Source organism: Corynebacterium sp. HMSC072A02 (assembly GCF_001810085.1).
GTDB lineage: Bacteria > Actinomycetota > Actinomycetes > Mycobacteriales > Mycobacteriaceae > Corynebacterium > Corynebacterium hesseae.
This window is the reverse complement of record NZ_KV799822.1, coordinates 25,933-52,541: the sequence shown is the minus strand read 5'-3', so window position 1 is coordinate 52,541 and position 26,609 is coordinate 25,933. Positions and strand designations below refer to the sequence as shown.

Below are 26,609 nucleotides of genomic sequence, written 5' to 3'. Positions count from 1 at the left end.
GGGTGATGGTGCCCTCGGTGACGGACTCACCGAGCTCCGGCATCTCTACGTCGGTGGCGTCACCAGAAGCAGCAGAGGCCTCGGACCCAGCGTCTTCAGCAGGCTTGTCCGGAGTCTCCTCGGCCTTCTCGGAGGAATCCTCCGACTCCTCAGCAGCCGGTGCGGACTCGCCCTCGTCACCGATGATGGCGATGACCTCGCCCACGTCTACGGTGTCATCTTCCTCTGCCTTGATTTCGAGGATGGTGCCGGCGACCGGGGATGGGATTTCGGTGTCGACCTTGTCGGTGGAGACCTCGAGGAGTGGTTCGTCGACCTCAACGGTGTCGCCGACGGACTTCAGCCACTGGGTAATCGTGCCTTCGGTTACAGATTCGCCCAGTTCGGGCATCACAACAGAGTGTGCCATAAGTATTAAGACTCCTCGAAAGTTGGAATTATTGAAACGCTAGTGTTCGATTCTACAGCGTGTTTATAAAAGGCGCGCACGGGTGGGGTGAATTAGGGCATCCTCCGCACGAAGGGGCTCAAGGATGCCTCCGGTAGGCTAAAGAGCCATGTTCAACCCCTTCCGCCGCAACAGCTCTAAGTCCCAGCTGCGCCCGCCCCGCGCACCGGGGGAGACGATTCGCGCAGAAGACGCCCGCGAGCTTCAAACCTGGGCGCAGGGACGCGCGTATATCGAGGCCTTCGTTGAGCCGGAGACCGTGGTCAACGAGATGTCCGTGGTCGTGGTTGATGAGAACGGCGCCTTCATCCGCCGCCGTATCGGCGGGCCGAAAGGGATCGATGCGGTAGCCAAGCTGCTTCGATGCGATGTCTATGACGTCGAGGAGACCGGCTATCCGCAGCGCATGCGCGAGCGCATTGAACGCGAACGCATCCTGCGCAAGAGGGAAGAGCAACGTGAACGTCGCGAGCGCTTTGAGCAGCGCCAGCAGCAGAATAAGGACTAGTCCTTCACGATGGTTGCGCCCGCATCCGCGAGCTCGGCAAGCGCGGCGGCGCCACGGGACTCATCGACAGGCGCGCAGTAGTGTGACAGAACGCGGACGGCGAAGCCTTCCTTAACTGCGTCGAGCGCCGTGGCCCGCACGCAGTGATCGGTGGCGATGCCAACGATGTCCACGGCGGTGATGTTGTGCTCACGCAACCAGTCTGCCAATGACACACCATCGGCCGCGCCTTCGAACCCGGAATACGCAGCGGTGTATTCGCCTTTGCGGAAGTAGGCTTGGGCGGCGCCGATGGATTCGTGCATGGCGGCACCAAAGGAATCAGCAACGCAGTGCACTGGCCAGGAATCGACGAAGTCGGGCGATTCGGAAAAGTGGCTGCCCGGATCGATGTGCCAGTCCTGGGTAGCCACGACGGTGTCATAGCTGGGCTGAAGGGCGCCGATACGGTCAGCCACCTTGTTGCCTTTTTCGGTGGCAAGTGCGCCGCCAGGGCAGAAGTCATGTTGGACGTCAACGATGATGAGTGCAGGCTTCATACGCGGTAATTCTATAGGCTGGATGCCGATGAAATCACCGATTCCTTTTTATCTACAAAAAATCCTCGACCGTGTTCACGACCACGATTCTGGCGAGGTCGCGGACTATATCCCAGAGCTGGCCAGTGCAAACCCTGACCAACTCGGCGTAGCCCTGTGCTCTGTGACGGGGCACCTGTACAGTGCTGGCGATGCGGAGAACCGCTTTACCATCCAGTCCATCTCCAAGCCCTTCGTCTACGCGCTGGCGCTGCAGGAGCTGGGGCTCGATGAGGTTCGTGAGGTCGTCGGCCTAGAGCCCTCCGGCCAGGCCTTTAACGAGCTCTCCCTGGCAAAGGATCACCGCCCAGTGAACCCGATGATCAACGCCGGTGCCATTGTGGTCAACCAGCTCATCAACGGTGTGGACTCCAGCGTGGAGGACCGCGTGGAGAAGATTCGTTCTTTCATTTCAAAGCTGGCGGGGCGCGAGGTGGACGTCGATAAGCGCCTGTGTGACTCCGAGCTCGAGCACGCCGAACGAAACCTTTCGCTCGCGCACATGCTGCGTTCTTATGAGATCATTCAGGACGATGCCCACGACGCGGTACTGTCCTATACCTCGCAGTGCGCGCTGTCGGTCGACGTGCGCGACCTCGCCGTCATGACCGCGACTTTGGCCAATGGTGGGCGCCAGCCGGTGACAGGGGAGAAGATTCTGGACGCCGACGTGTGCCGCATGACCTTGGCAGTGATGAGTTCGTGCGGCATGTATGACGGCGCGGGGCGTTGGATGGCGGAAGTGGGAATCCCCGCTAAGTCGGGTGTGGCCGGCGGGCTCATTGGTACGCTGCCGGGGCAGATTGGTGTGGCGACGTTCTCGCCGCGCCTCGACGAGCAGGGAAATAGCGTGCGTGGCACCGCGATTTTCCGTGAGCTCTCCTCGGACATGGGCCTGCACCTGATGTCCACGGAGAACCGCTTCGGCGTGCACCCGGTGCGCAGCGTCGACGAGGATGAAGAGACCGCGATTATCCGACTGCAGGGCCACATCAATTTCACCGCTACGGAAGCCATCCTCCACGAGCTGGAGGAGCGCCAATTCTCTGGCAAGCGCCTAGCGCTGGACTTCTCGCAGGTTTCCGGCCTGCACACGGTGGGCCGACGCATGCTCAAGGAAGGCCTGCGCCGGCTGCGCGAGGGCGGCAACGAGGTGGCGCTTGTCGACGATAACGGGGTCGTCACCGACCGCGCCATGTCCGACGGCACCGTCCTCCCGCTGGCGGACAAGGAGGACTACGTCATCGCCGGCGAAGAGGTGTGAGCGGCCTGAAGCCGCTCACACGACGGGCCTAGTCGAAGCCGCTCTGATCTAGGCTTCGGCAATCTCGCGCAGGGTTGCCACCACGGTGCGCACCGGCACACCGGTGGCGCGCTTCGGGGTGTAGCCGCGCGGAGCGGAACCGTTCCAAGAGGGGCCGGCGATATCGATGTGCGCCCACTCGATGCCTTCGCCTACGAACTGCTTTAGGTAGGTGCCGGCGAACTCCATGCCGCCCTCGCGCTTGGCGTTGATGTTGCGGATGTCCGCGGCCTGGGACTTAATCTCCTCGTCGTGCTCCTCCAGCAGCGGCATGGCCCACGCGTTTTCGCCCACCTCGCGGCCGATTTCGGCGATGCGATCGCGGAAGACCTCGGAGCCCATAACGCCCGCTGTGCGAGAGCCCAGCGCCACGATCTGCGCGCCGGTAAGAGTAGCGGTCTCGATGAGGTAGTCGGGCTTGTCCTCGCTGGCGCGCGCAATGGCGTCGGAAAGCACGAGGCGGCCCTCGGCGTCGGTGTTGAGCACCTCTGAGGTCAGGCCACCGTAGTGGGTAATGACATCGCCCGGGCGGGTGGCGCCAGAGCCCGGCATGTTCTCAGCCAGCGGCAGGGTAGCGGTGATCTGGACCGGCAGCTTTAGCTTGGCAGCCGCGATAATGGTGGCAGCCATGGCAGCCGAGCCACCCATGTCCGAGATCATGTCCCACATACCGTTGCCCGGCTTCAAGGAAATACCGCCGGTATCGAAGGTGATGCCCTTGCCCACAAGAGCCACGTGCTTCTTGGCCTTCTTGGGCTTCCAGCTCAGGCGCACCAGGCGCGGCGGGCGGGCCGAGCCCTTACCCACAGCCAAGATGCCACCGAAGCCCTGCTTTGCCAGCTGCTTCTCATCGAGCACCTCGACGTCAAGCCCGGCCTCCTTGGCCTGGCTGGAAAGGATAGCGGCGTAGGACTCCGGGTAGAGCTCATTCGCCGGGGTATTCACCAAGTCACGGGTGAACAAGACAGACTCTGCCACGGTGCGAGCGGCCTCGAACTCCTCGGAGGCGGACTTATCAGCCACAACGACGAAGGTGGCCGGTTGTTCCTTTTCCGTGAGCTCGGTGGAGCGGATGCCGCGGTAGGCGTAGCCGCCAAGGATGAGGCCTTCGACGGCGGCGCTCACACCGAAGTCCGCGAGGGTGGTCACGATGGTGCCCACGCCAGTCGTGGCACGGGCGGCGCTGCCCGCGGCGCGGCGCAGTGCTTCATCGTCGAGTTCCTCGACGCCGCCCAATCCCAGCGCGATGACCTGTGCGGCGCCCGCCTTTTGCGGGGCGGGGACCTTCACGATTTCCCCAGCCTTGCCCGTCGCCCCCACTGCGGTGAGGGCCTCATACGTCGAGCGCAGCGCCGAGGAGCCGAGCAGGGAGGTACCCGGCACCTCGAGCCCATCCTCGCCAGCAAAGGTTGCGATCAACAGGGCGTCCGCCTGCTTGGGGGCCTTCTTGGCCAGCTCAACGGTGGGGAAAGAGCCGCGTGCGGGCAATTCGAACGTGGTAGAAGCCACGATGTCCTCCTTGAGAAAAGTGACAATGGGATACTCCTCACACCCTACCCGTGTCCATGATGTGGAACGCGGATGGGCGATGCGCTCAAGGGGTGACTACGTGGCTAGGGCATTTCTGCATATCTATAGGTGTTGGGGGAGTACGCTATGAAACATGTTGAATTACACCGTGACGCGAACTGAAAACCCCACCTCCCCGGAGCGCCTGCAGGAGATTTTGGCGAACCCGGGCTTTGGTAAGTACTTCACCGACCATATGGTGACGATTGACTGGACCGAGGACAAGGGATGGCACGACGCGCAGGTGCGCCCTTACGCGCCGTTCAGTATGGATCCAGCGTCCACCGTCTTCCATTACGGCCAGGCTATCTTCGAGGGCATCAAGGCCTACCGCCAGCCCGATGGCAGCATCGCCACTTTCCGCCCGGAGCAGAACGCGCAGCGTCTGCAGGCTTCCGCGGAGCGCATGGCCATGCCGCAGTTGCCGGAAGAGGAGTTCATTGAGTCGCTGCGCCAGCTTGTCGCCGTCGACCAGGCCTGGGTCCCCGAAGCCGGTGGCGAGGCTGCCCTGTACTTCCGCCCCTTCATGATCGCCACCGATGTGTCCCTGGGCGTGCACCCGGCGCACTCCTACCGCTATGTTGTCATCGCCTCCCCGGCCGGCGCGTACTTCTCCGGTGGTATCAAGCCGGTGTCCGTCTGGCTGTCCACCGACTATGTTCGCGCCGCCCCCGGCGGCACGGGTGCGGCCAAGTTCGCCGGCAACTACGCGGCCTCCCTGCTCGCTCAGGCGCAGGCAGCGGAAAAGGGCTGCGACCAGGTGGTGTGGTTGGATGCTATCGACCGCACCTACATCGAGGAGATGGGTGGCATGAACTTGGCCTTCGTCTACGGCGAAGAGGGCAACCAGACTCTGGTAACCCCGGCGTTGTCGGGATCGCTGCTTCCGGGCATTACCCGCAAGTCCCTGCTGCAGGTGGCCGAAGACATGGGCTTGAAGGTCGAAGAGCGTCGCATCACCTACAAGGAGTGGGAGCACGACGTTGCCTCCGGTGCGATGGTGGAGGCCTTTGCCTGCGGTACCGCTGCCGTCATTACCCCGGTGGGCCACGTCATGGGCAACGAGACCGACTTCCACATCAACAACGATGAGGCCGGTGCCACGACGATGGCCCTGCGCGAGCGACTCACCGGCATCCAGCGCGGGGCCGTGGAGGATACCCACGGCTGGCTTCACACGCTGGTTGAAGCGAAATAAGTGGGTTGCCTAGGCGAGCTCGGCGGCCAGCTGCACCAGCGGCAAGGCCGCGAGCGCGCCGAGGGGGAAACCTTCACTCAGGTTTAAATCAAGCAGTGGGGTTAGTCCCAGCTCTTTGAGAGCAAGGGCATAAGCCGGTTCGGGGGTGGTCGTCCCTGCGCGCAGCCAGCCCTTCACGCCGGGCGCGGTGCGCTCGACCAAGACGGCGGCGGTGGCGGCCAGTGGACCGTCGATAAGCACCGGCGTCCGCCGCGCCGTGGCTTGCGCGATGAAACCCACCAGCGCCGCGAGGCTCGGGGAACCGATGGTCTGCACGACCTCCCAGCCCTCCAGGTTGCGGGCGCGGAACATGGAGTCGCGCACGACGCTCACGCGGGCTTTCCACATTGCATCCGTGATGCCGCTGGCCAGAGTATTCGTCCCCACAATCGCCACCGGTTCGGTATGGGTAATCCGGCCCATGACACTGGCGGCGACGGTGTTTGCGCCGATACCACAATCAGACGTGATGAGCAGATCTGTGCCCGAATCGATCTCTCGGTCAGCCGTAGCCATACCGAGTTCGATGTGTGATTCGCACTCTGCCGGGGACATAGCGGCGGAGGAGTCGCCAGGCTCAGCGCTGGTGGACTCTGTGCTGCATTCGACGAAGTCGATGCCCGCTCCTGCACGCTCCGCGGCGCTGAAGAGATTATCGCGCCACCGATCTGCATCGTTGGGGGAGTGCTCTGTGGCCCCTGTACCGTCGACGGTGCGTTCAACGTTGGCATCAGTGCCCTCAAAGACGATGGCTCGGGGGCGCTGAAGGGGCTTCGCCTGCGGGGAATCCTGCGCTGCCGCCAACCACGCGGCAATTTCTGCTACGCGGTTTGGGTGAGCTGCGGTTGAAGGGCGCAGCTGGGGAACGGCGGTGAATTCAGGCATGTGTCCTCCGGATTAGACGGTGGCTCCGCGCTCCACCTGCGGGCGCGGGGTGCGCCACTTACGCGGCTGGGAGGCGCGGGAGTACGCGTAGAAGCCTAGGCCAAAACCGGCCTCGGTGGTGCCGGGGAACTTGAGGCGTACGGCGTTATTGCACTTGCGCGCGAGCCAGAAACCCTCGACAGCGAAGACAACGATGACCGCCATGGCGCCGATAGAAATGATCTGGGATAGGCGCGGATCCCGGCTGCCGACGAACATGAGCACCAGCAGCACGATCATAAAGGGCATGACCCATTCGTTGATGAAGCGGCGGGAATCTACCCAATCACGTACGTACCGGCGAACCTCGCCCTTATCGCGGGCGAGCAAGTAGCGCTCGTCACCGGCGGCCATGCGTTCCTGTGCCACCTTGTTGCGCTCGCGGGACTCTTGACGCTCCTTGCGCTTATATTCCTTCCATTCCGCCTTAGACATGGAAGCCTTGAGTTCCTTGCGGTGCTGGTAGCGCTGCGCGTCCGACATCCCCCGGGGATCACGCTTGACGCCGCGGGCGATTTCCTGCGCATCACGCTTGGGCGTGGGGCGGCCCTTCGGCGGCGTGTAGCCCTTGCGGTGCGGTTTCTCGGCGGCGGGTTGCTCTTCCGGCGCCGGGGTCTGCTCGGCGGGGGAAGAAGTCTTGTCATCTTTTTGCCACGGAAGTTTCACGCTGTTTAGCGTACAAGGTCTAGCAGACATAGCGGGAATAGGCCCGCGGGAGAGAGCGTTGTGGTGAGGGAACAGGACACCAGTGAACCACTAGTGAACTGTGAGGCATCCTTTCTTCCTCACCTGTGAGGGGGTAGGGTGGGCTCCAGAAAAATTCCGCATATATAAGAGGAGAAATCATGACCGCTCCCGCATCTGCAACCGGAGTTATCCTGACCGAGGCCGCTGCCGCCAAGGCAAAGTCCCTGCTTGAGCAGGAAGGCCGCGACGATCTGTCACTGCGCATTGCTGTCCAGCCAGGCGGCTGCGCGGGTCTGCGCTACCAGCTCTACTTCGATGACCGCACCCTGGATGGTGACAAGGTGGACACCATTGGCGGCGTCAACCTCGTCGTGGACAAGATGTCCATCCCTTATCTCACCGGTGCCAAGATTGATTTCTCGGACACCATTGAGGCCCAGGGCTTTACCATCGACAACCCCAACGCCGGCGGCTCCTGCGCTTGCGGTGACTCCTTCAATTAAATTCAAGTAAAGTCACGTTGACAAAACGATAGAGCCCTCGTCCGCAGTGTGCGGCGAGGGCTTCGTCAGTTTTGTTGTTTGGACTAGAGCTTCACGGGGTAGTCGCGCTGCTCGATCTTCGGGTCGATGCGGTCTTCCACGAAGATGCCGTGCCAGATCATGAAGGACAGAACCGTCCACAGGCGGCGCGAGTGATCGGATACTCCGTCGCGGTGTTCCTTGAGCATCTCCAGTACTTCCTTCTTGTTGAAGATGTCCTCGGTCTGGGACTCCGTGATCTGATCTTGGGCCCAACCGTAGAGTTCATCGCCGGCCAGCCAGTGGCGCAAGGGAACTGGGAAGCCAAGCTTCTTGCGGTGCAGCACGTGCGGCGGGACGATCTGCTCCATGGCCTTGCGCAGCGCGTACTTGGTGGTGCCGTGCGAAATCTTGAGGTCATAGGGGATGGTCTCCGCGACCTTAAACACTTCCTTGTCAAGGAAGGGCACGCGCAGCTCGAGCGAGTTGGCCATGTTCATCTTGTCGGCCTTGACCAGGATATCGCCGCGCATCCACGTAAAGAGGTCGAGGTGCTGCATGCGGGCTACGGGGTCGAAATCTTGAGACTGCGCATAAATCGGCGCGGTCACCTCGCGGTGGTCCCATTCCTGTTTAGCCCAGGGCAGGACGCGCTGGAGCTGCTCGAAGTTGAAGGAACGAGCATTTCCGTAGTAGCGCTCCTCCATGGTCATGGAACCGCGGTTGAGTAGGGACTTGCCCTTCATTCCTTCGGGGAGCACCTGCGAGAGCTTGCCCAAGCCGCGGCGCAGTGGGGAAGGAATCTTCTCAAACGGAGCCAGTGAGAGCGGTTCCTTGTAAATGGTGTAGCCACCAAAGAGCTCGTCTGCGCCTTCGCCGGAAAGTACCACCTTGACGTGTTTGCGGGCCTCCTGGGCAACGAAGTACAGCGGCACGAGGGAAGGATCGGCAACGGGATTGTCCAGGTACCACATGATCTTCGGGACGGCGTCGGCGTACTCCTCGGGGGAGACAATTTTGACGATGTGCTCCACACCGATTGCCTCGGCAGACTCGGCGGCGACATCCACCTCGGAATAGCCTTCCCGCTCGAAGCCAGTAGTGAAGGTGAGCAGGTTCGGATTGTGGCGCTTGGCCAAGGCCGCAATGGCAGTGGAGTCAATGCCGCCGGACAGGAAGGAACCTACGGTTACATCGGCACGCATGTGCTTCTCGACGCTATCCTCCAACGCCCGTGCAATCTTGTCGAAGAGCTTTTGCTCTTCGCCCTGCTTAACGGGCTGAATAGGGAAGCGAGGCTTGAAGTAGCGCTCAGACACGACCTTTTCGCCGGGACGAAGAGTAACGGTGCAACCCGACTCGACGCGGCGAATATTGGCGTGGAGGGATTCCGGTTCCGGCACGTACTGCAGGTCGGTGTAGTGCTCGATGGCGCGCTTATCAAGGCTGAGATCTAGACCTAGCGAATTGGCCATCGAGAGGATGCACTTCATCTCGGAGGCGAACACCGTGCCGGCAGCCGTGGTGGCGTAATAGAGGGGCTTGATGCCGAACTGGTCTCGGGCGGCGAACATCGTGCGCGTTTCGGTGTCCCAGATGACGAAACCAAACATGCCACGTAGGTGCTCTACTACGTCCTTGCCCCAGTGGTGGTAGCCGACGACGATGGGCTCACCATCGCCCTCGGTGTTAAAGGTGTAGCCGGCGGCGATGAGCTCTTCGCGCAGCTCGACGTAGTTATAAATCTCGCCGTTGAAGGTGAGAGCGTAGCGCTGTGGGTTGTCTTCGGGGCCCCAACGCAGCGGCTGGTGGGAGTGCTCGAGGTCGATGATGGACAGGCGGTTAAAGCCAAAAGCCGCATCATCGTCATGCCAAGTACCAGCAGCGTCGGGGCCGCGATGGCGCATGCACTGGAGGGACTGCTCGAGTGCCTCCACGTGTTGGGCGGCGTTGCGATCGGCGCTGAGTAGCGCGCAGAGTCCGCACATAAACTTGCTTCTCCTTATATATCAAGGTCTATCCTCGACACACTTTACGGCTGGAGTTGGGCGATCTGCGAACCCCGCGCCGCGCTCCCCGTTAGGGTGCGAACTTTCGGATGATGCACAGCAGTATGCCTTGTGAATTGAGTCATAGGCGGAAGGGGGAGGGTGGGGTAGCTGGTGTGACCTTGCGCAGGTGGGCCGGTAACATCCCGTACGTTCACTATTTATAGAGCGGAACTAACACCTGATCAGTCCAGCGAAAAGGTCTGAAATTCAGGCGTGATCCTCTATCCTGATTGGGTAGGAATGCTCTGTGAGTATTCGAGAAGTTTGTGTGCACAGAAAGGCAGAACACACGTGGGACAGCGTAAGCAACGCAACCTCGGCCGTAAGGCAGGCTTGGCGGGCGTTATCGCTCTGGGCGGTCTAGCTCTGGCAGGTTGTGACGTCGCAGCGCCGACGGCCGTTGAAAATCTCCTAGGTATGGGTTGGCCGAAGGGTGTTACCCCTGAGGCTCACTCGATGTACAACTTCTGGATCTGGGTCTGGGTTGCTGCATGGATCATCGGCTTTATTATGTGGGGTCTCTTCCTCACTGCCATCTTCCGTTGGAGCGCGAAGAAGGCCGAGAAGGCTGGCAAGGGCGAGTTCCCGAAGCAGCTGCAGTACAACGTGCCGCTGGAGATGGCATTGACCATCATTCCGATCCTTATCATTATGGGCCTGTTCTTCTTCACCGTTCAGGCACAGCAGAAGGTTACGGCCTTGGATAAGAACCCTGAGGTCACCGTTGACGTGACTGCCTTCCAGTGGAACTGGAAGTTTGGTTACGCCGAGAATAAGGTTGATGGCGAGAATTACAATGGCGCCGATACTGAGCGCCAGAAGCTCGCTGAGGAATCTGCTGTGGATCCAGAGGGTACTGCGAACCCCAACCCGATTCACGGTAAGTCCATGGGCGACATTTCCTACCTCAACTTCAACAAGATTGAGACCGTCGGTACCACCGAAGAGGTTCCGGTTCTGGTTCTCCCGGTAGACACTCCGATTGAGTTCCGTCTTGCCTCCGGCGACGTTTCCCACGCATTCTGGGTTCCGGAGTTCCTGTTTAAGCGCGATGCCTACGCACACCCGGAGAAGAACTCCCAGGAGCGTCGCTTCCAGGTTGAGAAGATTGAGGAAAAGGGTGCCTTCGTCGGCCGCTGTGCTGAGATGTGCGGTACCTACCACTCCATGATGAACTTCGAGATCCGCACCGTTGACCGCGCGGACTTCAACGAGTACCTCAAGTTCCGCGAGGAGAATCCGCAGGCAACCAACGCCGAGGCCCTTGAGCACATTGGTGAAGAGCCTTACGCAGTTACCACCACTCCGTTCAACTCGCTGCGCGATACCCGCGATGCCGACAACTTCGTTGACACCTCGTCTGCGGCATAAGAAAAGGAACTGATACACAATGCGTGCAACATCTAAGGTCTTTTACGCAATTGCGACCTACCTCTTCGTGTCGCTCATCGTCTACATCATTGGTGTTAACTACGTCAAGGATGATGGCTACCTGTACGGCACCGAGTGGGTCGGCATCGTCGGCATGGTCCTTGCCATGCTGCTCTGCATCATGCTGGGCGGCTACCTCCACTTCACCGATAACCGCGTTGACGTCACTCCGGAAGATTGGGAGGAAGCGGAGACTGAAGACGGAGCTGGTATTCTCGGCTTCTTCTCTCCGAGCTCCATTTGGCCGCTGTGCATGACCGGCTCCATCGCGGTGCTGGGTCTTGGCATCATCTTCCTTTACTTCTGGATGATTATTCTGGGTGCTGTCTTGCTCGTGACGTCCGTTACCGGCCTGTCCCTGCAGTACGGTCTTCCGAAGGAAAAGCACTAAGGCTTAGCTACTCCTGCCGCGCGATTTAGCGCCACGACTTCTCACGCCCCTGCCACACAACGTGGCGGGGGCCTTGTCGATCTTCAGGACGTCGTGAAGCGTTGTAAAAAGTTCCCGGAGGCCCCAAAAAATTTGTGTAGCCCGGCAGGCTGGGGGAGGGCTTGGGGTGCCAGGATGGCTGGGAGCAGGTCGGCCGTAGGAATTCCAGCACGTTAACGTGCGTTTTTACGGGGGTCATCCGAAAGTTGCAGTCCTGCACTTACGCGGGCGAATGGGGGTGTGATTTATCTCATTGGGGCACGTCATGGGGAAGTAGCTCTGGCGGACGGGCTTCGGGTAGTTGACGTGTTTTGAATGCTTGCCGTCTTCGTTAGCACGTTGCACTACCTGCAGGGATGGGGCGTCGTAAAGCGCGGTGAAAAGTTCCCAACTATTTTCTGAATGATTTGGGGACTCCGGACGCGCTGAAGATGGTGAAGGTCTATGCTCTGGCCTCAAAAAAATCGGGGGGAAATGAGATGACTTATGCGGCTAGACCAGCCATACTGTTATGCGTGACGAGCGTAGTTTCTAACCAAGGTATGGCAGCACCACGTGTTGCCGCGCTGAACCGACCCAACATGGTCAGCGTTGGCACCATCGTGTTCCTGTCTCAGGAATTGATGTTCTTTGCTGGACTGTTCGCGATGTGGTTCACCTCGCGTGCGAACGGCCAGGAGGGCGACTGGGCTGAGCACACCGCGCACATCAACGTGCCGATGGGCTTCATCATTACGACAGTCCTGGTTCTTTCCTCCGTGACCTCTCAGTTCGGCGTGTTTGCAGCAGAAAGGGGTGACGTATACAAGCTCCGACTCTGGTACTCGGTGACCATCGCGTTGGGTGTTGTCTTCCTAGGCATCATGGCGTTCGAGTGGACAGAGTTGATCATGGCTGGTGTCACTGTTCAGTCCAGCGTGTTCGGTTCGGTCTTCTACATTCTGACCGGCTTCCACGCGGCTCACGTGACTGCGGGTCTGATTTCCTTCGGAATCATCTTGGCGCGCATCGCCCGCTCCAAGTTCACGCCTGCACAGGCCACCGCGGCAATGGCAGTGTCCTACTACTGGCACTTCGTTGACGTTGTGTGGATCGGCGTGTTCGTAGTCATCTACCTAGTTCAGTAGGCCGTAGTCGCCGGGGAGCAACCGGCCTACAGCCATTCATTTCCATGTACGAGTTATCTAAAGGAAAATGATGGATAACATCCAGCAGCCCGCCGCAGTGGAAGACACCACTGCCGCGGCTAAGAAGACCCGCCGTCGCCGCAAGGCGAAGCGCACGCTGGCTGGCGTCTTTGCGCTGAGCATCGGCCTTACCGGCGCTGGCGTCTTGGCTTCTGCCTTGACCCCTGACGCGCAGGTGGCTACAGCCGCAAAGGATGACCAGGCACTCGTTCAAGAGGGCAAGGACATCTACGAAGTCGCTTGTATTACCTGCCACGGCGCTAACCTGCAGGGAATCCAGGACCGCGGCCCGTCCCTCGTTGGCATCGGCGCCGGCTCCGTGTACTTCCAGGTTCACTCCGGCCGCATGCCGATGATGTCTAATGACGCTCAGGCTGAGCGTAAGACTCCGCGCTACACCGAGCAGCAAACCCTGGCGCTTGCCGCTTATGTTGCTGCCAACGGTGGCGGTGCCGATATCGTCTACAACGAGGACGGCTCCGTTGCACAGGAATCCCTGCGCGGCGCTAACTACAACGGGCAGATTCAGGCAGAGGACGTAGCTAAGGGTTCTGAGCTCTTCCGCATGAACTGCGCGTCCTGCCACAACTTCACCGGCAAGGGCGGCGCGCTGTCCTCCGGTAAGTTTGCCCCGCCGCTGGCTCCGGCCAACGAGCAGGAGATCTACCAGGCAATGCTGACCGGCCCGCAGAACATGCCGAAGTTCTCTGACCGTCAGCTGACCGCAGACGAGAAGAAGGACATCATCGCCTACCTCAAGTCTGCAAAGGAAACCCCGTCGCCGGCCGGCTGGTCGCTCGGCGGTCTCGGCCCAGTGGCTGAGGGCCTGGCAATGTGGATCATCGGCATCAGCCTTCTGTGCGTTGCCGCTATGTGGATTGGATCTCGCTCATGAGCAACGTAAAGAAGAATTACTCTCGCAAAGAGCTCGATGCTATGAGCAACGACGAGCTCGCAGCACTCGGCACCGAGCTTGACGACGTCACCGTCGCATTCCGCAAGGAACGCTTCCCGGTCGAGGGCGACCCCGCTGAGAAGCGCGCCGCCGGCAATGTCACCTTCTGGCTGATCATTTCTGTACTGATGGGCATCGCCTTCCTTGGCGTTTACCTCTTCTGGCCGTGGCAGTACAAGATGCTGGGGGAGGACGGCCTGTGGTGGCACACGCTCTACACCCCGCTGCTGGGCCTGACTTCCGGCCTGTGCATTCTGGGCCTGGGCTTCGCCATCGTTCAGTACGTCAAGAAGATTCTCCCGGAGGAGATCTCAGTTCAGCGTCGCCACGACGGCCCTTCCGAAGAGGTTGACCGCCGCACGCTGACCGCGCTGCTTAATGATTCTTGGAACACGTCGACGCTGGGTCGCCGTTCCACCATCAAGGGTCTGCTCGGCGGCGCCGGCGTTCTGTTCGGCCTGACGGTTATTGCGCCGCTGGGTGGCGCCATCAATAACCCGTGGAAGAAGCGCCACGATCTGAACTATGCCGGCGACGGCACGTTGTGGACCTCCGGTTGGACCATGCATGAAAAGGGCGTCAAGCTCTACCTTGCTCGCGACACCGGTACTATTGCCGAGAAGCATGAAGGCGAATCCGGCACTCACTACACCACCCGCGGTGTTACCCGCCTGGTTCGTGTACGTCCGGAGGACCTTGCGGCCGGCGGCATGGAGACCGTTTTCCCGCTGGCTGCTGAGGATGTCAACGATGGTGCTGAGTACTCCGAGGACAAGGACGTCTACGAGAACCACATGCACTCCATCCATGGCAACCGTAACGCCGTGATGCTCATCCGCCTGCGCAACGATGACGCCAAGAAGGCCATCGAGCGCAAGGGCCAGGAGGACTTCCACTACGGCGATTACTACGCCTACTCCAAGATTTGTACCCACATTGGTTGCCCGACCTCGTTGTACGAGGCTCAGACCAACCGCATTCTCTGCCCGTGCCACCAGTCGCAGTTCGACGCTCTGCACTACGGCAAGCCGGTCTTCGGTCCTGCCGCCCGTGCACTTCCGCAGCTGCCGATTGACGTGGACGAAGAGGGCTACCTCATTGCTAAGGGCAACTTCATCGAGCCCGTCGGACCTGCATTCTGGGAGCGTAAGTCATAATGAGTAACAAACTTGCACAGATGGGTAACAACATGGATGAGCGGTACTCCGCTGCCGGCGTCCTGCGTACCCAGCTCAACAAAGTCTTTCCCACTCACTGGTCCTTCATGCTCGGTGAGATGGCACTGTACAGCTTCATCATCTTGGTGCTGACCGGCATCTACTTGGCGCTGTTCTTCGATCCTTCCATTACGAAGGTCATTTACGACGGCGCTTACACCCCGCTCAACGGTGTGGAGATGTCGCGCGCCTATGCAACTGCGCTTGACCTCTCCTTCGAGGTCCGCGGTGGTCTGTTCGTGCGCCAGATGCACCACTGGGCAGCACTCATGTTCATGATGTCCATGATTGCCCACATGCTTCGCATCTTCTTCACCGGTGCGTTCCGTCGCCCGCGTGAGGCTAACTGGATTATCGGTTGCGCCTTGATTCTCTTGGGCATGATCGAGGGCTTCCTCGGTTACTCCCTTCCGGACGACCTCCTCTCCGGTGTCGGTCTGCGAATCATGTCCGCCATTATTCTGGGCCTGCCGATCATCGGCACCTGGCTGCACTGGGCCATCTTCGGTGGCGACTTCCCGTCCGACCTGATGCTGGATCGTTTCTACATCCTGCACGTGCTGGTTATCCCGGGCATCATTCTGGGCCTGATTGCAGCTCACCTCATCATGGTCTGGTTCCAGAAGCACACCCAGTTCCCTGGACCGGGCCGCGCTGAGAACAATGTTGTTGGCGTCCGTATTATGCCGGTCTTCGCCACCAAGGCCATTGGCATGGGCATGATGGTTGCCGGCGTGCTGGCACTCATCTCCGGTCTGATGACGATTAACTCCATCTGGAACCTTGGCCCGTACAACCCGTCTCAGGTTTCCGCTGGTTCCCAGCCGGATATTTACATGCTGTGGACTGATGGTGTTGCTCGTGTCATGCCGGCATGGGAGCTTTACATCGGCAACTACACGATTCCGTCCGCCTTCTGGGTTGCACTGCTCTGTGGCTTGATGGTTGTGTTGCTGTTTGCTTACCCGTTCATCGAAAAGAAGCTGACTGGTGACGACGCCCACCACAATCTCTTGCAGCGCCCGCGCGATGTCCCGGTTCGCTCCGCTATCGGCGCGGCTGCCATCACGTTCTTCCTTCTGGTGACGCTGTCCGGTGGTAACGACCACGTGGCTCACTTCTTCCAGATCTCCCTGAACGCGATGACCTGGGTTGGCCGTATCGGCCTCATCGTCCTGCCGCCGATCGCTTACTTCATGACCTACCGCATCTGCGTTGGTCTGCAGCGCTCCGACCGTGAGGTCCTGGAGCACGGTATTGAGACTGGCGTTATTAAGCAGCTGCCGAATGGTGCCTTCATTGAGGTCCACCAGCCGCTTGGCCCGGTGGATGACCATGGCCACCCGATTCCGCTCGAGTACTCCGGTGCCGCGGTTCCGAAGCAGCTCAACCAGCTTGGTCTGGCTGACTCCGAGACGCAGGGCATCTTCTCTTCCGATGACCCGTCCATCGTCTCCCGCGTCAATGAGATTCGCCACGAGAACCACGCTGAGGAAGCGGAGATGTTCCGTCAGCTCAACGAGGCTAATCGCCGCGAAGACGAGGAGAACGGCCGCATCTAGCGCCTTCACTCGCTGAAACACGCTCACAAGAGCCCGTGTTCCTTCCCAATACGAGGAAAGGAGCACGGGCTCTCAGCGTTTCTGTATCCGCTTCGTAGCGCTGTGGCGGGCTTCAGGGCGCACTGGTGGGCCCTGACTCGGATAAGCGCTTCATGGCTCTGCCATGGTTGGGTAGAGCGGCTGCAGTTAACTTTCCGTTAACGGTGAGTCAACTTTGCTCCTTAATGTCACGCAAGGTGGCTGATCTCTGGTGGGGTGAGGAATAGTACTGGGGGTCGGTGGAGGAATCTGCTAAAAATCCACAGCATTTCTTGATTCTTTGGTGGTGTTTTAGGAGTGCACTGTGGGTAGGTTGGGGCATTTGATGCCCGGCATTACCGGTGTGTGATGAAGGTTACATCACTAATTTTATGGCGGATTCTGATTCCGGTCATGCGCTATTGGTCTAGCGGTCTCGCGTTGGCTGGCGACCCTGTTGTGGCAGGTTGTTGCCCGTATCTTCTGGCGGGTAGTGTGTATTGGAGTCGGGGCTGCGCGGGGGATGTCTTTTAGGTTTCCGTTTGATAACAGGACGGTAACGAAGCCGGTTTTGCGTTTCTGACTCGACATCGCTTGTGATGATTTCGTAACCTATTCGAGACATTGAGTTACCGACACGGTGTACACATCACCGGTGCTCAATACGAACTGAAGATTTAAGCGCCGCGTCTGGCCCCTCCTAAAACCGGGGGCCGAGCGGAGATGGCTCTACAGGAATGGGTCATCGTCGAACGCTAGGCCCGCCCCTTGGGTCAGAGCTTTTGCCCGCGTCATCAAGAAGGTGAATGAATGATTCGCCGTCTTGGCGGGCGAAGTAGGCGCATAGGAAGATTTGGAGTTTAAATTCGTGGCTAAGCACCGTCGTCAGGGCAACGTGAACACCCGTCGCATCGCATCTACCGCTGCTATCGCAGCAACCGCAGCTGTTACCGTACCGGCTGCCGCCAACGCTGCCGAGGTCGTTGTTCCGGACACCGACATCCGCTTCGAGGTTGCCGGCTTGGAGAATGTTCCTAACATTCAGCAGCTGCCCAACGTTGATCGCTACATCCCTGCCTTCAAAGCAAACCAGGGTGGCGGCTACGCCGCTGCTGTTGAGTCCCCGGCGGCACCGGCCCCGGCGCCGACCCAGTCCGTGGGTGAGAAGGTTCTTGAAGCCGCTCGTTCCGCGATCGGTTCCCCGTACGTCTACGGCGCTAACGGCCCGAGCGCCTTCGATTGCTCTGGCCTGACCTCCTGGGCCTACCAGCAGGCTGGCGTGTCCATCCCGCGTACGTCCCAGGCACAGGCATCCGCTGGCACCCCGGTGTCCCTTGATGCCCTGCAGCCGGGTGACATCATCGTGTACTACTCCGGTGCATCTCACGTTGGCATCTACACCGGCCATGGCACCATCATTGACGCTCTGAACTCCGGTACCCCGGTGGGTGAGCGTTCCCTGAACTACATGCCGATTCACTCCGCAGTTCGCTTCTAAGCGCACTCGGTAATCGTCCTAACCCCTTCCGCCGCTCTTGCCATGTTGATGGTGAGGGTGGGGAAGGGGTTCGGTTATTCTTGTAGCCGTTATGTTTTGCTCGACTGAGGGTATAATTCAGTTATCTATTAACCTTCTCTAAGTTTCGGGGGTATCCATGTCGCGTCGTGGCCTTGCGTGTGCGGTCGCTGCACTTGCCTTGAGCACGGTTCCAGTTGCCGTCCTTTCACCGTCGGCTTTGTCCCAGGAGGTTTCTCCGGAGCAGCAGCAGGAAGGCGCTCCGCAAGCGGAGGATCCTGAAGACCTGCCCGGCCTCATTGAGCGCATGGCGGACGTCGCCCAGCGCGTGTCTGCCAAGGGTGAGGAAGTCAAGGGGCTCGAGGATGAGCTCGCTGAGTCGGAGAAAGAGATCGGCGAGCTGGAATTGAAGGCCGAGGAGGCGCAGCGCACTTCCGAAGACGCCTCAGCCGCCGTGGCTGAACAACAGGAACGCATCGATGCTCTAGCGCAGAAGCGCTATCGTAGGAATGCCGCTGCAACGTCGGTCTCCGCCGCCCTCAATGCAAATGACGTGGCCAGTGCGGTAGAACGGATGGGCTATCTAGGTACCCTATCCAAGGCCGCGAAGCGTGAGGAAGACGCAATGGTCGCGGCTTCCGCAGCGGCCGACAACGCGCATCAAGAGGCGGTTGATGCCGCCGAGGAGGCACGCCATAAGCGTGACGAGCTGCAGGTAAAGCGTGACTCGGTGCTGAAAGAAAAGGCCGAGCTGGAAGAACAACAGAAGGAACTTGAGGCCACCGTTGATGGCTTAAGCCCAGAAGCGCGTGAGGCATGGGTCCAGCACTTCGGTGGATCCTCCGACCTTGACTTGGCTGCGCTGGCCGATGGGTCCGGGTCTGCCGCTGTGGAAGCCGCTCTCAGCCGTATTGGCGCCCCGTATGGCTGGGGCGCAACGGGTCCTGATGTTTTTGACTGTTCTGGCCTGATGGTGTGGAGCTATCAGCAGATGGGCAAGAGCATTCCGCGCACCTCGCAGGCGCAGCTCGCCGGTGGTACGCCGGTGCCGCTGGACCAACTCCAGCCCGGCGATATTGTGGGCTATTACCCCGGCGTTACCCACGTGGGAATGTACATCGGTGACGGCCAGATTGTTCATGCCTCCACCTATGGCGTCCCCGTGGCCGTGGTGCCGCTGAATTCCATGCCGGTGGAAGGTGCCGTACGCTATTAGGACATGGCGCGCACACTCCTCGTCACCAATGATTTCCCGCCCACCATCGGCGGGATTCAGTCCTATCTCCGAGACTTTCTGGCGACCCTCAACCCGCAGGACGTCATCGTCTTTGCCTCGACCCAAGACGGGGACGCCGCTGCGGAGTATGACTCGACGCTGCCCTATACCGTGGTCCGCTGGCCGCGCTCCATCATGCTGCCAACGCCTGCTACGGCCCGCCAGATGCAGCGCCTCATCCGAGAACACGATATCGAGGCCGTGTGGTTTGGTGCCGCGGCCCCACTCGCGCTCATGGCGCCGGCAGCGCGTGCAGCGGGCGCGCGCCGCATCGTAGCCACAACGCACGGGCATGAGGTGGGGTGGTCCATGCTTCCTGGGGCACGGCAAGCCTTGCGCAGGATCGGCAAGTCTTCGGATGTCCTCACGTATATCTCGGACTACACGCGCAACAGGTTGGAGCCCGCGTTCGGCTCGGGTGCGCGGTGGGTTCATTTGCCCTCGGCGGTCAACCTGGAGGATTTCACGCCAGCTACCGCAGCAGAGAAGCAGGCGGCCCGTGCGCATTTCGGGTTGGGCCCCGGCCCAGTAATTGTCTGCATCTCCCGTCTGGTCCCGCGTAAAGGTCAGGATCAACTCTTGCGCGCTATGCCAGCGGTGCGTGGGCGAATTCCAGATGCGCAATTACTCATTATCGGACGCGGCCGCTACGAGCCGACCTTGCGTGAACTTGCGCATCTGTACTGCCCAGACGCCGTGATTCAGGAGGCGCGGGATACGGCGGAATTGCGTTTGGCCCTCCATGCGGCCGATGTATTCGCCATGCCTGCACGCACACGAGGTGGCGGACTCGACGTCGAGGGACTCGGCATTGTTTACCTTGAGGCGCAGGCGGCGGGGCTGCCAGTGGTTGCTGGAGATTCCGGCGGAGCGCCGGAGACGGTGACTCCGGAGACAGGGCTCGTTGTGCGCGGGTCTTCGGTGCCGGAGCTTGAGGAGGCGCTGTGCACGTTGCTTGGCGATGCCCCCCGGGCCCACCGTATGGGGGCAGCCGGGCGCCGCCACGTGGAGGAGCGCTGGACGTGGGAAATCATGGGCGCACGATTGCGCGAGATTCTCGAATGTGATCGAGGGCAAGCCGGGGTATATCCTACTAGTCATGCTTGAACACACTCCCTCCGCTGAAGGCGGCCGCAGTGGCCTCACCATCGGGTTCGATATTGGTGGAACAAACCTGCGCGCCGCGGTGATTGATCCCGCCGGAGAGATTGTGGATTCGATGAGCGTGCCTACGGCCGTGGAAGCGCGAGAGCTCGAAGATGACATCGTGCGTTGCGTCGACAGCCTCGCAGCTTCTCATGACATTGATGCCGTTGGGCTTGCCCTCGCAGGGTTCTTGGATCCCGAATGCGAGATTGTGCGTTTTGCTCCGCATTTGCCGTGGCGGGACGCCCCAGTGCGTGAAATCTTGAGCAAGCGCTTGGACGTTCCTGTCCGGCTTGAGCACGACGCCAACTCGGCCGCGTGGGGGGAGTGGCGCTTTGGTGCAGGACGCGGGGCGAAGGAATGGGTTTTCTTCGCTGTCGGTACCGGCATTGGAACCACGCTATTTAATGACGGCACGATCTACCGCGGAGCTTTCGGCACTGCCCCTGAGTTTGGGCACCTCGTTGTTTCACCGGGCGGACGCCAATGCTCGTGCGGAAAGCGCGGCTGCCTCGAACGCTATGCGTCCGGAACCGCTCTGCCGGACACCTGCGCGGATCTGCGCGGTGACTTTGAAACCACCCTCCCGGAGAATCCCTCCGGCGAGGAGATCACCGTGGCCGCTCGCCGGGGAGATCCCCTAGGTCTGGCTGTCATGGATAACTTCGGACAGTGGTTGGGGCAGGGACTATCCATGGTGGCGGATGTCCTTGACCCCGAGCTGATCGTCATCGGCGGTGGGGTATCCAAGGACGCGGATCTGTACCTAGATCGGGCACGGGAAGCCATGGCTAGCCAGATTGTCGGGGCCGGTCACAGGCCTCTGGCCCGAGTCGCAACCGCGAAACTGGGTTCCGCGGCGGGTATGATTGGTGTCGCTGATCTCGCCCGCCAGGAGCACCGAGGTTAACACCGCACATTTTTCTTTCACTGGACAGCGCGGCCTGTTCGGCATAAACAGATAGGACTATAAGCGATGCGAAACAAGTGGTACTGGGCCTTTAAGCACATCTTTTTTGGCCCGGCCCTTCGAGTATGGAACCGCCCATGGTCCGAAGGAATGGATCGCATCCCGGAATCCGGTTCGGCTATCTTGGCATCCTCTCACCAAGCCGTCATGGATTCTTTCTACTTCCCTCTGTTGTGCCCGCGGCAGATTACATTTCTGGCTAAGAGCGAGTATTTCACCACCCCTGGTTTCGTTGGCGGCCTGCAAAAGTGGTTCTTTAGCTCCGTGGGGCAGGTGCCGATTGACCGCGTCAATAAAGACGCGAGCGACGCCATGCTGGCGAGCGCGCAACGCATTATCGGCCGTGGGGATCTCTTTGGAATCTACCCGGAGGGAACTCGTTCGCCCGATGGACGCATTTACAAAGGGCGCACCGGCATGGCGCGCATCGCGTTGACCACTGGTGAGCAGGTAATTCCCATCGCCATGATTAATACCCGGAAGGCAAACCCGATCGGTTCATGGATCCCGCGCCCGGTTCGCGTCGGCATGCGCGTGGGTGAGCCCATCGACCCCCAGGCGTGGGCCGCTGAACGCAACCTTGATCCTCAGGACCACGCTACTGCGCGCGCCTTCACGGACTACGTGATGAAGCAGCTGGCTGAGTTGGCGGGTAAACCCTATGTCGACGTGTACGCCTCCGATGTGAAGGCCTCTCTGCAAGCTGGACACGGCTACCCGGAAGGGGCCGAGCCCGGTTCGGAGGCACGGTAGTCAGTGTCTTCTTCTCTAACCAAACGCCTGGCGTGGCCCGATGTAGCGAAAGGCATCTCCATCCTGGGCGTCGTGCTTCTGCACATCACGCTCACCGTTCCTGAATCAGGGGAGACGTGGCTGGCGGCCTTTAACGTCTGGCTGGATCCGCTTCGCTTACCTCTGTTCTTCTTGGTGAGCGGCTTTTTTGCCCAGAAGGTTTTTCGCTTTAGCTTCGCGGAGCTTTTCACACGCCGCCTGTGGTACTTCCTCGTTCCCTATGTGGTCTGGATGCTCGTTGAGCAACAAACCAAACGCGTGGAGTACCACTGGGTCTTTGGAGATCCCATCTTCGATGTTGACCAAATGACAGCTAGCCTGCTCGTGGGCCATTCCATGGCATGGTTTTTGCATTCGCTGATTCTGTTCAACATCTTCTTGTGGTGCGTACGCAAGCTCCCCGGGTGGGCAGCGATGGCGCTGAGCTTTAGTCCGATTCTGTTCATCGCTTGGCAGGCGCAATACACCTCGATTGCGAAGGCCATCATGTTTCTCCCGGTCTTTGTTGGCGCTGCCTATTTCCGTGATGCCATTTCCGACTTCGCTGCAGCTATCGAGGCACCGTTTAAGGGCATATGGGATCACCGCAGTTTTTGGGCGTATTCCGGGATGACAGTGGCCTACGCCATCGGCTTTTTTACTCGCCGCGCGTGGGATAACTTCTCCGGAGAAGTTGACGTTACGTGGTTGTTGCCTGGTACGGAGGCGCTGGTGAGGGATGACGTTCATATCCTTGTTCGCATGGTAGAGCAGTTTTTCGAGGTTCCAGTGGGAATCGCGGTGGCGGTGGTGGTGTCCTATATTCCGGCCCTGACCACCGGTCTGCGTTTCATCGGTGCTCACACGCTGCCTATCTATCTTGGGCATCCCATCGGCCTCACCATTCTTTATGGCTACCCCATGGCGCTCCATCCTCGGGAGGTTAGCCTGGCGGGCCAGTGGCCGCTGGAAAACACGTGGTTCTGGCTTAGCATGTGCGTTCTTTATTGCGCTGTTGCGTCGCTAGCACTTTGGGCTTTGGGCAAGGTGCCCGTCGTGGGCTGGACGCTTAAACCGCCGCCGATCGGTGCGAGTCGGCGAAAAACGGAACCGTCGTCTGTAGGCTCAAGCCTGAGCCAGCAGCTCACCGCGACAAGAAACACGACGAGCAAGAAATAGTCGTTGCCCGGAATCTGCTGCCACCACGACCACGTCAGTTCCAGCTGCTCATTGTGCGGGATGAGCCAGTGGCCGCGGGCCAGCAACGTCAGCCCTGTGAGGGCAGCTAGGAACCAGTGTCGGCGGGCGGTCAGATAGACCGCTGCCAAGCAGAGCCACGTGAAATGGTGAGACCACGAGACCGGGGAGCACAGCAGCGCCGCCGAGGAAGCGAGTAGCACGAGCTCAACCTGCGATGACGTATGTTCCATGAGCCACCACAGAAGCGCGACGATGGCGATGCATCCGAGAACCCAAAGGGTCGTTGCTTGCTCGGGGACAATACGGCTTAGCAAGCCACGGAGTGATTGGTTGCCGGAGTAGGCCAGCCCACCGATGCGCGAGGAATCACGGAGGGTATCGGTCCAATACACCGCTGAGCTCGCCGGGGAGGCGAGGTGCCCCACTACACCACATGCGACAAAGGAGACCACCGCCGTGGCAAGAGCGCGCCAGTCGCGGCGAACGAAAAACACGGCGAGGAAGACCGCTGGGGTGAGCTTGATGGCTATTGCAATGCCCGTAAGCACACCACGCCACGAGCTTCGTGGGCTCAGCAGTAGGCAATCTACAATGACTACCGCGGTCAACAAAAGGTTCACTTGGCCGAAGCTGAGCGTCTCAGTAACCGGTTCCATCAGCATGCAGGCGCACAATGCCCACGAGGACCACCAACCAGGTCGCTCAGTAGCACAGCTCCGAGAAATCACGGCATACAGGCAAACCCACAGCGCCCCGAGCGATGCTGCGGTGAGAAGAATGGACAGCGGCCACAACGGGAGCCATGACACCATGGCGAAAAGCGCTGCAGCAAAAGGCGGGTAGGTAAAAGGCAGCGAAAAGCCGTTGTCGAGCACATAGCTCTGTGCGTAAAGATTTTCTCCGCGTAGAAGCGCGCGTCCTCCCTCGCGATAGACATCGAGGTCAATGTGGTAATAAGGCGCAATGCTGCCGCTGCTGAATAATGCCGGAAGCTGGATAATCCACGCTAGGGAGGCCAGCCCTGCTATGAACAAGGGGAGGAGAGGGGAGGAGAGAGCTTTCTTCACGCAGTTGAGTATAGACCCCCAGTGGGCAGGCCTATGTGGGCGGGAGACTAGGATACGGGGCGTGCGCTACTTCTACGACACCGAATTTATCGAGGACGGATCGACCATTGAATTGGTCTCCATCGGAATTGTCGGGGAAGACGGTAGCGAATACTACGCGGTATCCACAGACTTCGATCCGGCCAAGGCAAACGCATGGGTGCGTGAGAATGTTTTGGATAAGCTGCCGAGTCCAGCAGATCCGGTCTGGAAATCGCGCGAAACCATCCGCGAAGATCTCCTGAAATTCCTTGGCCGGCACTCCACTCCCATCGAGCTGTGGGCCTGGGTGGGCGCCTATGACCACGTGGTTGTTGCGCAACTCTGGGGCGATATGGCGAGTCTGCCCAAGGGCCTGCCGCGCTATACCCGGGAGCTTAAGCAGTATTGGGAATTCGCCGGCCGCCCCAAGCTGCCTCCAGTCCCGAACGGCAACCATGACGCGTTGGTCGACGCCCGCCATAATCTGGCCAAATTTCGGGTTTGTGAACAGCACTTGCCGTTGACTAGGGGCAACCGCGTTAATAAAGCGTGAATTAATACCGTGGCCGAAATGCCATTAACTAACGCGCGATAGACCCAAGATGGTTAAATACTGGGTGTGAGTTGGACAGTAGATATTCCCAAAGAAGTGCTCCCTGATTTGCCACCGCTGCCGGAGGGGATCAACGAGAAGTTTCAAGATGCGATTGCCCGCGAGGCAAAGCAGCAACCCAGCTGGGATCAGCTGCAAGCCGATAACGTGCGCAAGATCCTGGAATCCGTCCCACCTATCGTCGTGGCCCCAGAGATCGAGGACCTCAAGCGCAAGCTTGCCGACGTCGCCCTGGGCAACGCCTTCCTCCTCCAGGGAGGCGACTGCGCGGAAACCTTCGAGTCCAATACGGAGCCGCACATCCGCGGCAACATCAAGACGCTGCTTCAGATGGCCGTAGTTTTGACGTATGGCGCGTCCACCCCGGTGGTGAAGCTCGGCCGCATCGCCGGCCAGTACGCGAAGCCGCGCTCCTCTGATCTGGACGCAAACGGCTTGTACAACTACCGCGGTGACATCGTCAACGGCGTAGAAGCCAACGAGGAATCCCGCCGCCACGATCCCGCCCGCATGATCCGTGCCTACGCGAACTCCTCGGCGGCCATGAACCTGGTCCGCGCACTGACCCAATCCGGTACTGCTGACCTTTACCGACTCCACGAGTGGAATCGCGAGTTTGTGGCCAACTCTCCGGCAGGCGCTCGCTACCAGGCCCTGGCGAATGAAATTGAGAACGGCCTGGCCTTCATGAACGCCTGCGGAGTCTCAGACGAGACCCTGCGTTCGGCACAGATCTACTGCTCCCATGAAGCCCTGCTGCGTGACTATGAGCGTTCCATGCTGCGCTTGGGCTTGGACGCTAACGGCGAGACCAAGCTTTATGACCTGTCCGCTCACCAGCTGTGGATCGGCGAGCGCACCCGCGGCCTCGACGATTTCCACGTAGCTTTCGCCTCCATCATCGGCAACCCGGTAGGCATCAAGCTTGGCCCAGGAGTAACCCCGGAGCAGGCTGTGCAGTACGCAGAGCGTCTGGATCCGAACCGTGAGCCTGGCCGACTCACCATGATCGCCCGCATGGGCCACGATAAGGTGCGCTCCGTCCTGCCGCCGATCATCAAGGCAGTGGAGGACTCCGGCCACAAGGTTGTGTGGCAGTCCGATCCGATGCACGGGAATACCTTCACGGCATCGAACGGTTACAAGACCCGCCACTTCGACAAGATCGTCGACGAGGTCCAGGGCTTCTTCGAGGTGCACCGTGAACTGGGTACTCACCCTGGTGGTGTCCACCTAGAGTTCACCGGCGAGGACGTCACCGAGTGCCTCGGCGGCGCTGAGGACATCACGGACGTGGATCTGCCGGGCCGCTACGAGTCCGCCGTGGATCCGCGCCTGAACACCCAGCAATCGCTGGAGCTGTCCTTCCTTATCGCGGAGATGCTGCGCAACTAGAAGTTGCG

Annotated in this window: 24 protein-coding genes and 1 pseudogene; 18 read left to right on the top strand and 7 right to left on the bottom strand. The window is 60.1% G+C overall.

The features are described 5' to 3' along the window. A partial coding sequence (locus tag HMPREF2698_RS02875) for a biotin/lipoyl-containing protein (RefSeq protein ID WP_305764427.1) occupies nucleotides 1–409 on the bottom strand: 409 nt, incomplete at its 3' end. A gap of 148 nt (nucleotides 410–557) precedes the next feature. Between HMPREF2698_RS02875 and HMPREF2698_RS02870 the strand changes: the two genes are divergently transcribed. Then, nucleotides 558–956 (top strand): oxidoreductase, encoded by a 399-nt coding sequence (locus tag HMPREF2698_RS02870; RefSeq protein WP_070519782.1) that lies wholly within the window; start codon nucleotides 558–560, stop codon nucleotides 954–956. Here the strand turns inward: HMPREF2698_RS02870 and HMPREF2698_RS02865 are convergent. Then, nucleotides 953–1,495, bottom strand: coding sequence for an isochorismatase family protein (locus tag HMPREF2698_RS02865; RefSeq protein ID WP_070561963.1), 543 nt, complete (start codon nucleotides 1,493–1,495; stop codon nucleotides 953–955). The genes HMPREF2698_RS02870 and HMPREF2698_RS02865 overlap by 4 nt on opposite strands. Nucleotides 1,496–1,523: 28 nt before the next feature. On the opposite strand from HMPREF2698_RS02865, the gene HMPREF2698_RS02860 reads away from it, so the two are divergent. Further along, nucleotides 1,524–2,798, top strand: coding sequence for a glutaminase (locus HMPREF2698_RS02860; RefSeq protein ID WP_070561961.1), 1,275 nt, complete (start codon nucleotides 1,524–1,526; stop codon nucleotides 2,796–2,798). A 48-nt stretch (nucleotides 2,799–2,846) separates the two neighbouring features. Here the strand turns inward: HMPREF2698_RS02860 and HMPREF2698_RS02855 are convergent, their stop codons facing one another. Next, the gene (locus HMPREF2698_RS02855; protein ID WP_070561959.1) at nucleotides 2,847–4,346 is read right to left on the bottom strand and encodes a leucyl aminopeptidase; all 1,500 of its coding nucleotides are present in this window, start codon (nucleotides 4,344–4,346) and stop codon (nucleotides 2,847–2,849) included. 154 nt (nucleotides 4,347–4,500) lie between these two features. Between HMPREF2698_RS02855 and HMPREF2698_RS02850 the strand changes: the two genes are divergently transcribed. Then, nucleotides 4,501–5,604, top strand: coding sequence for a branched-chain amino acid aminotransferase (locus HMPREF2698_RS02850; RefSeq protein ID WP_070561958.1), 1,104 nt, complete (start codon nucleotides 4,501–4,503; stop codon nucleotides 5,602–5,604). Nucleotides 5,605–5,613: 9 nt separating this feature from the next. On the opposite strand, the gene HMPREF2698_RS02845 is transcribed toward HMPREF2698_RS02850, so the two are convergent. Together HMPREF2698_RS02845 and HMPREF2698_RS02840 are read right to left on the bottom strand one after the other, a co-directional pair. After that, nucleotides 5,614–6,528 carry a nicotinate-nucleotide--dimethylbenzimidazole phosphoribosyltransferase gene (locus HMPREF2698_RS02845; protein ID WP_070561955.1) on the bottom strand — a complete coding sequence of 305 codons (915 nt, stop codon included), beginning with the start codon at nucleotides 6,526–6,528 and terminating at the stop codon, nucleotides 5,614–5,616. Nucleotides 6,529–6,540: 12 nt separating this feature from the next. Further along, nucleotides 6,541–7,233 (bottom strand): DUF3043 domain-containing protein, encoded by a 693-nt coding sequence (locus tag HMPREF2698_RS02840; protein ID WP_070519796.1) that lies wholly within the window; start codon nucleotides 7,231–7,233, stop codon nucleotides 6,541–6,543. Between the two features lie 179 nt (nucleotides 7,234–7,412). Here HMPREF2698_RS02840 and HMPREF2698_RS02835 point away from each other — a divergent pair, with 179 nt between their 5' ends. Next, nucleotides 7,413–7,757 carry a HesB/IscA family protein gene (locus HMPREF2698_RS02835; RefSeq protein WP_070512402.1) on the top strand — a complete coding sequence of 115 codons (345 nt, stop codon included), beginning with the start codon at nucleotides 7,413–7,415 and terminating at the stop codon, nucleotides 7,755–7,757. 83 nt (nucleotides 7,758–7,840) lie between these two features. On the opposite strand, the gene asnB is transcribed toward HMPREF2698_RS02835, so the two are convergent. Continuing rightward, nucleotides 7,841–9,763: an asparagine synthase (glutamine-hydrolyzing) gene (gene asnB, locus HMPREF2698_RS02830; protein WP_070519798.1), complete on the bottom strand. Its 1,923-nt coding sequence runs from the start codon at nucleotides 9,761–9,763 to the stop codon at nucleotides 7,841–7,843. Nucleotides 9,764–10,117: 354 nt separating this feature from the next. On the opposite strand from asnB, the gene HMPREF2698_RS02825 reads away from it, so the two are divergent. The 12 genes and pseudogenes from HMPREF2698_RS02825 to HMPREF2698_RS02770 form a co-directional block, all read left to right on the top strand. Then, nucleotides 10,118–11,197: an aa3-type cytochrome oxidase subunit II gene (locus HMPREF2698_RS02825; protein ID WP_070519800.1), complete on the top strand. Its 1,080-nt coding sequence runs from the start codon at nucleotides 10,118–10,120 to the stop codon at nucleotides 11,195–11,197. 19 nt (nucleotides 11,198–11,216) lie between these two features. Then, nucleotides 11,217–11,648 carry an aa3-type cytochrome oxidase subunit IV gene (locus HMPREF2698_RS02820; protein ID WP_070561953.1) on the top strand — a complete coding sequence of 144 codons (432 nt, stop codon included), beginning with the start codon at nucleotides 11,217–11,219 and terminating at the stop codon, nucleotides 11,646–11,648. A 554-nt stretch (nucleotides 11,649–12,202) separates the two neighbouring features. Then, nucleotides 12,203–12,814: an aa3-type cytochrome oxidase subunit III gene (locus HMPREF2698_RS02815; RefSeq protein WP_369815732.1), complete on the top strand. Its 612-nt coding sequence runs from the start codon at nucleotides 12,203–12,205 to the stop codon at nucleotides 12,812–12,814. Nucleotides 12,815–12,881: 67 nt separating this feature from the next. Beyond that, on the top strand, nucleotides 12,882–13,769 hold the full coding sequence (locus tag HMPREF2698_RS02810) for a cytochrome bc1 complex diheme cytochrome c subunit (RefSeq protein ID WP_070519807.1): 888 nt from the start codon (nucleotides 12,882–12,884) through the stop codon (nucleotides 13,767–13,769). Next, entirely contained in the window at nucleotides 13,766–14,986 is a 1,221-nt protein-coding gene (locus HMPREF2698_RS02805; protein WP_070561951.1) for a cytochrome bc1 complex Rieske iron-sulfur subunit, read from the top strand. The genes HMPREF2698_RS02810 and HMPREF2698_RS02805 overlap by 4 nt, the downstream gene beginning before the upstream one ends. Next, nucleotides 14,986–16,608 carry a cytochrome bc1 complex cytochrome b subunit gene (locus HMPREF2698_RS02800; protein ID WP_070561948.1) on the top strand — a complete coding sequence of 541 codons (1,623 nt, stop codon included), beginning with the start codon at nucleotides 14,986–14,988 and terminating at the stop codon, nucleotides 16,606–16,608. Before HMPREF2698_RS02805 ends, HMPREF2698_RS02800 begins: the two co-directional genes overlap by 1 nt. 886 nt (nucleotides 16,609–17,494) lie before the next feature. Next, entirely contained in the window at nucleotides 17,495–18,124 is a 630-nt protein-coding gene (locus HMPREF2698_RS02795; RefSeq protein ID WP_070533388.1) for a C40 family peptidase, read from the top strand. 157 nt (nucleotides 18,125–18,281) lie between these two features. Further along, nucleotides 18,282–19,358 (top strand): C40 family peptidase, encoded by a 1,077-nt coding sequence (locus HMPREF2698_RS02790; RefSeq protein WP_070561946.1) that lies wholly within the window; start codon nucleotides 18,282–18,284, stop codon nucleotides 19,356–19,358. A 3-nt stretch (nucleotides 19,359–19,361) separates the two neighbouring features. After that, on the top strand, nucleotides 19,362–20,525 hold the full coding sequence (locus tag HMPREF2698_RS02785) for a glycosyltransferase family 4 protein (protein ID WP_070561944.1): 1,164 nt from the start codon (nucleotides 19,362–19,364) through the stop codon (nucleotides 20,523–20,525). Then, nucleotides 20,518–21,474 carry an ROK family protein gene (locus tag HMPREF2698_RS02780; protein WP_070561942.1) on the top strand — a complete coding sequence of 319 codons (957 nt, stop codon included), beginning with the start codon at nucleotides 20,518–20,520 and terminating at the stop codon, nucleotides 21,472–21,474. The genes HMPREF2698_RS02785 and HMPREF2698_RS02780 overlap by 8 nt, the downstream gene beginning before the upstream one ends. A 66-nt stretch (nucleotides 21,475–21,540) precedes the next feature. Beyond that, nucleotides 21,541–22,287 carry a lysophospholipid acyltransferase family protein gene (locus tag HMPREF2698_RS02775; protein WP_070561939.1) on the top strand — a complete coding sequence of 249 codons (747 nt, stop codon included), beginning with the start codon at nucleotides 21,541–21,543 and terminating at the stop codon, nucleotides 22,285–22,287. Nucleotides 22,288–22,290: 3 nt separating this feature from the next. Further along, nucleotides 22,291–23,274 (top strand): annotated as a pseudogene (locus tag HMPREF2698_RS02770) (acyltransferase family protein); the annotation flags it as partial. Nucleotides 23,275–23,309: 35 nt separating this feature from the next. Here HMPREF2698_RS02770 and HMPREF2698_RS13725 read toward each other — a convergent pair. After that, a complete protein-coding gene (locus HMPREF2698_RS13725; RefSeq protein ID WP_371325870.1) occupies nucleotides 23,310–24,572 on the bottom strand; it encodes a glycosyltransferase 87 family protein in 1,263 nt (420 codons plus the stop codon). Between the two features lie 61 nt (nucleotides 24,573–24,633). Here HMPREF2698_RS13725 and HMPREF2698_RS02760 point away from each other — a divergent pair, with 61 nt between their 5' ends. Beyond that, entirely contained in the window at nucleotides 24,634–25,146 is a 513-nt protein-coding gene (locus tag HMPREF2698_RS02760) for a polyadenylate-specific 3'-exoribonuclease AS (protein WP_070519824.1), read from the top strand. A gap of 66 nt (nucleotides 25,147–25,212) precedes the next feature. Further along, a complete protein-coding gene (locus tag HMPREF2698_RS02755; RefSeq protein WP_070561933.1) occupies nucleotides 25,213–26,601 on the top strand; it encodes a class II 3-deoxy-7-phosphoheptulonate synthase in 1,389 nt (462 codons plus the stop codon). Nucleotides 26,602–26,609 lie beyond the last annotated feature (8 nt).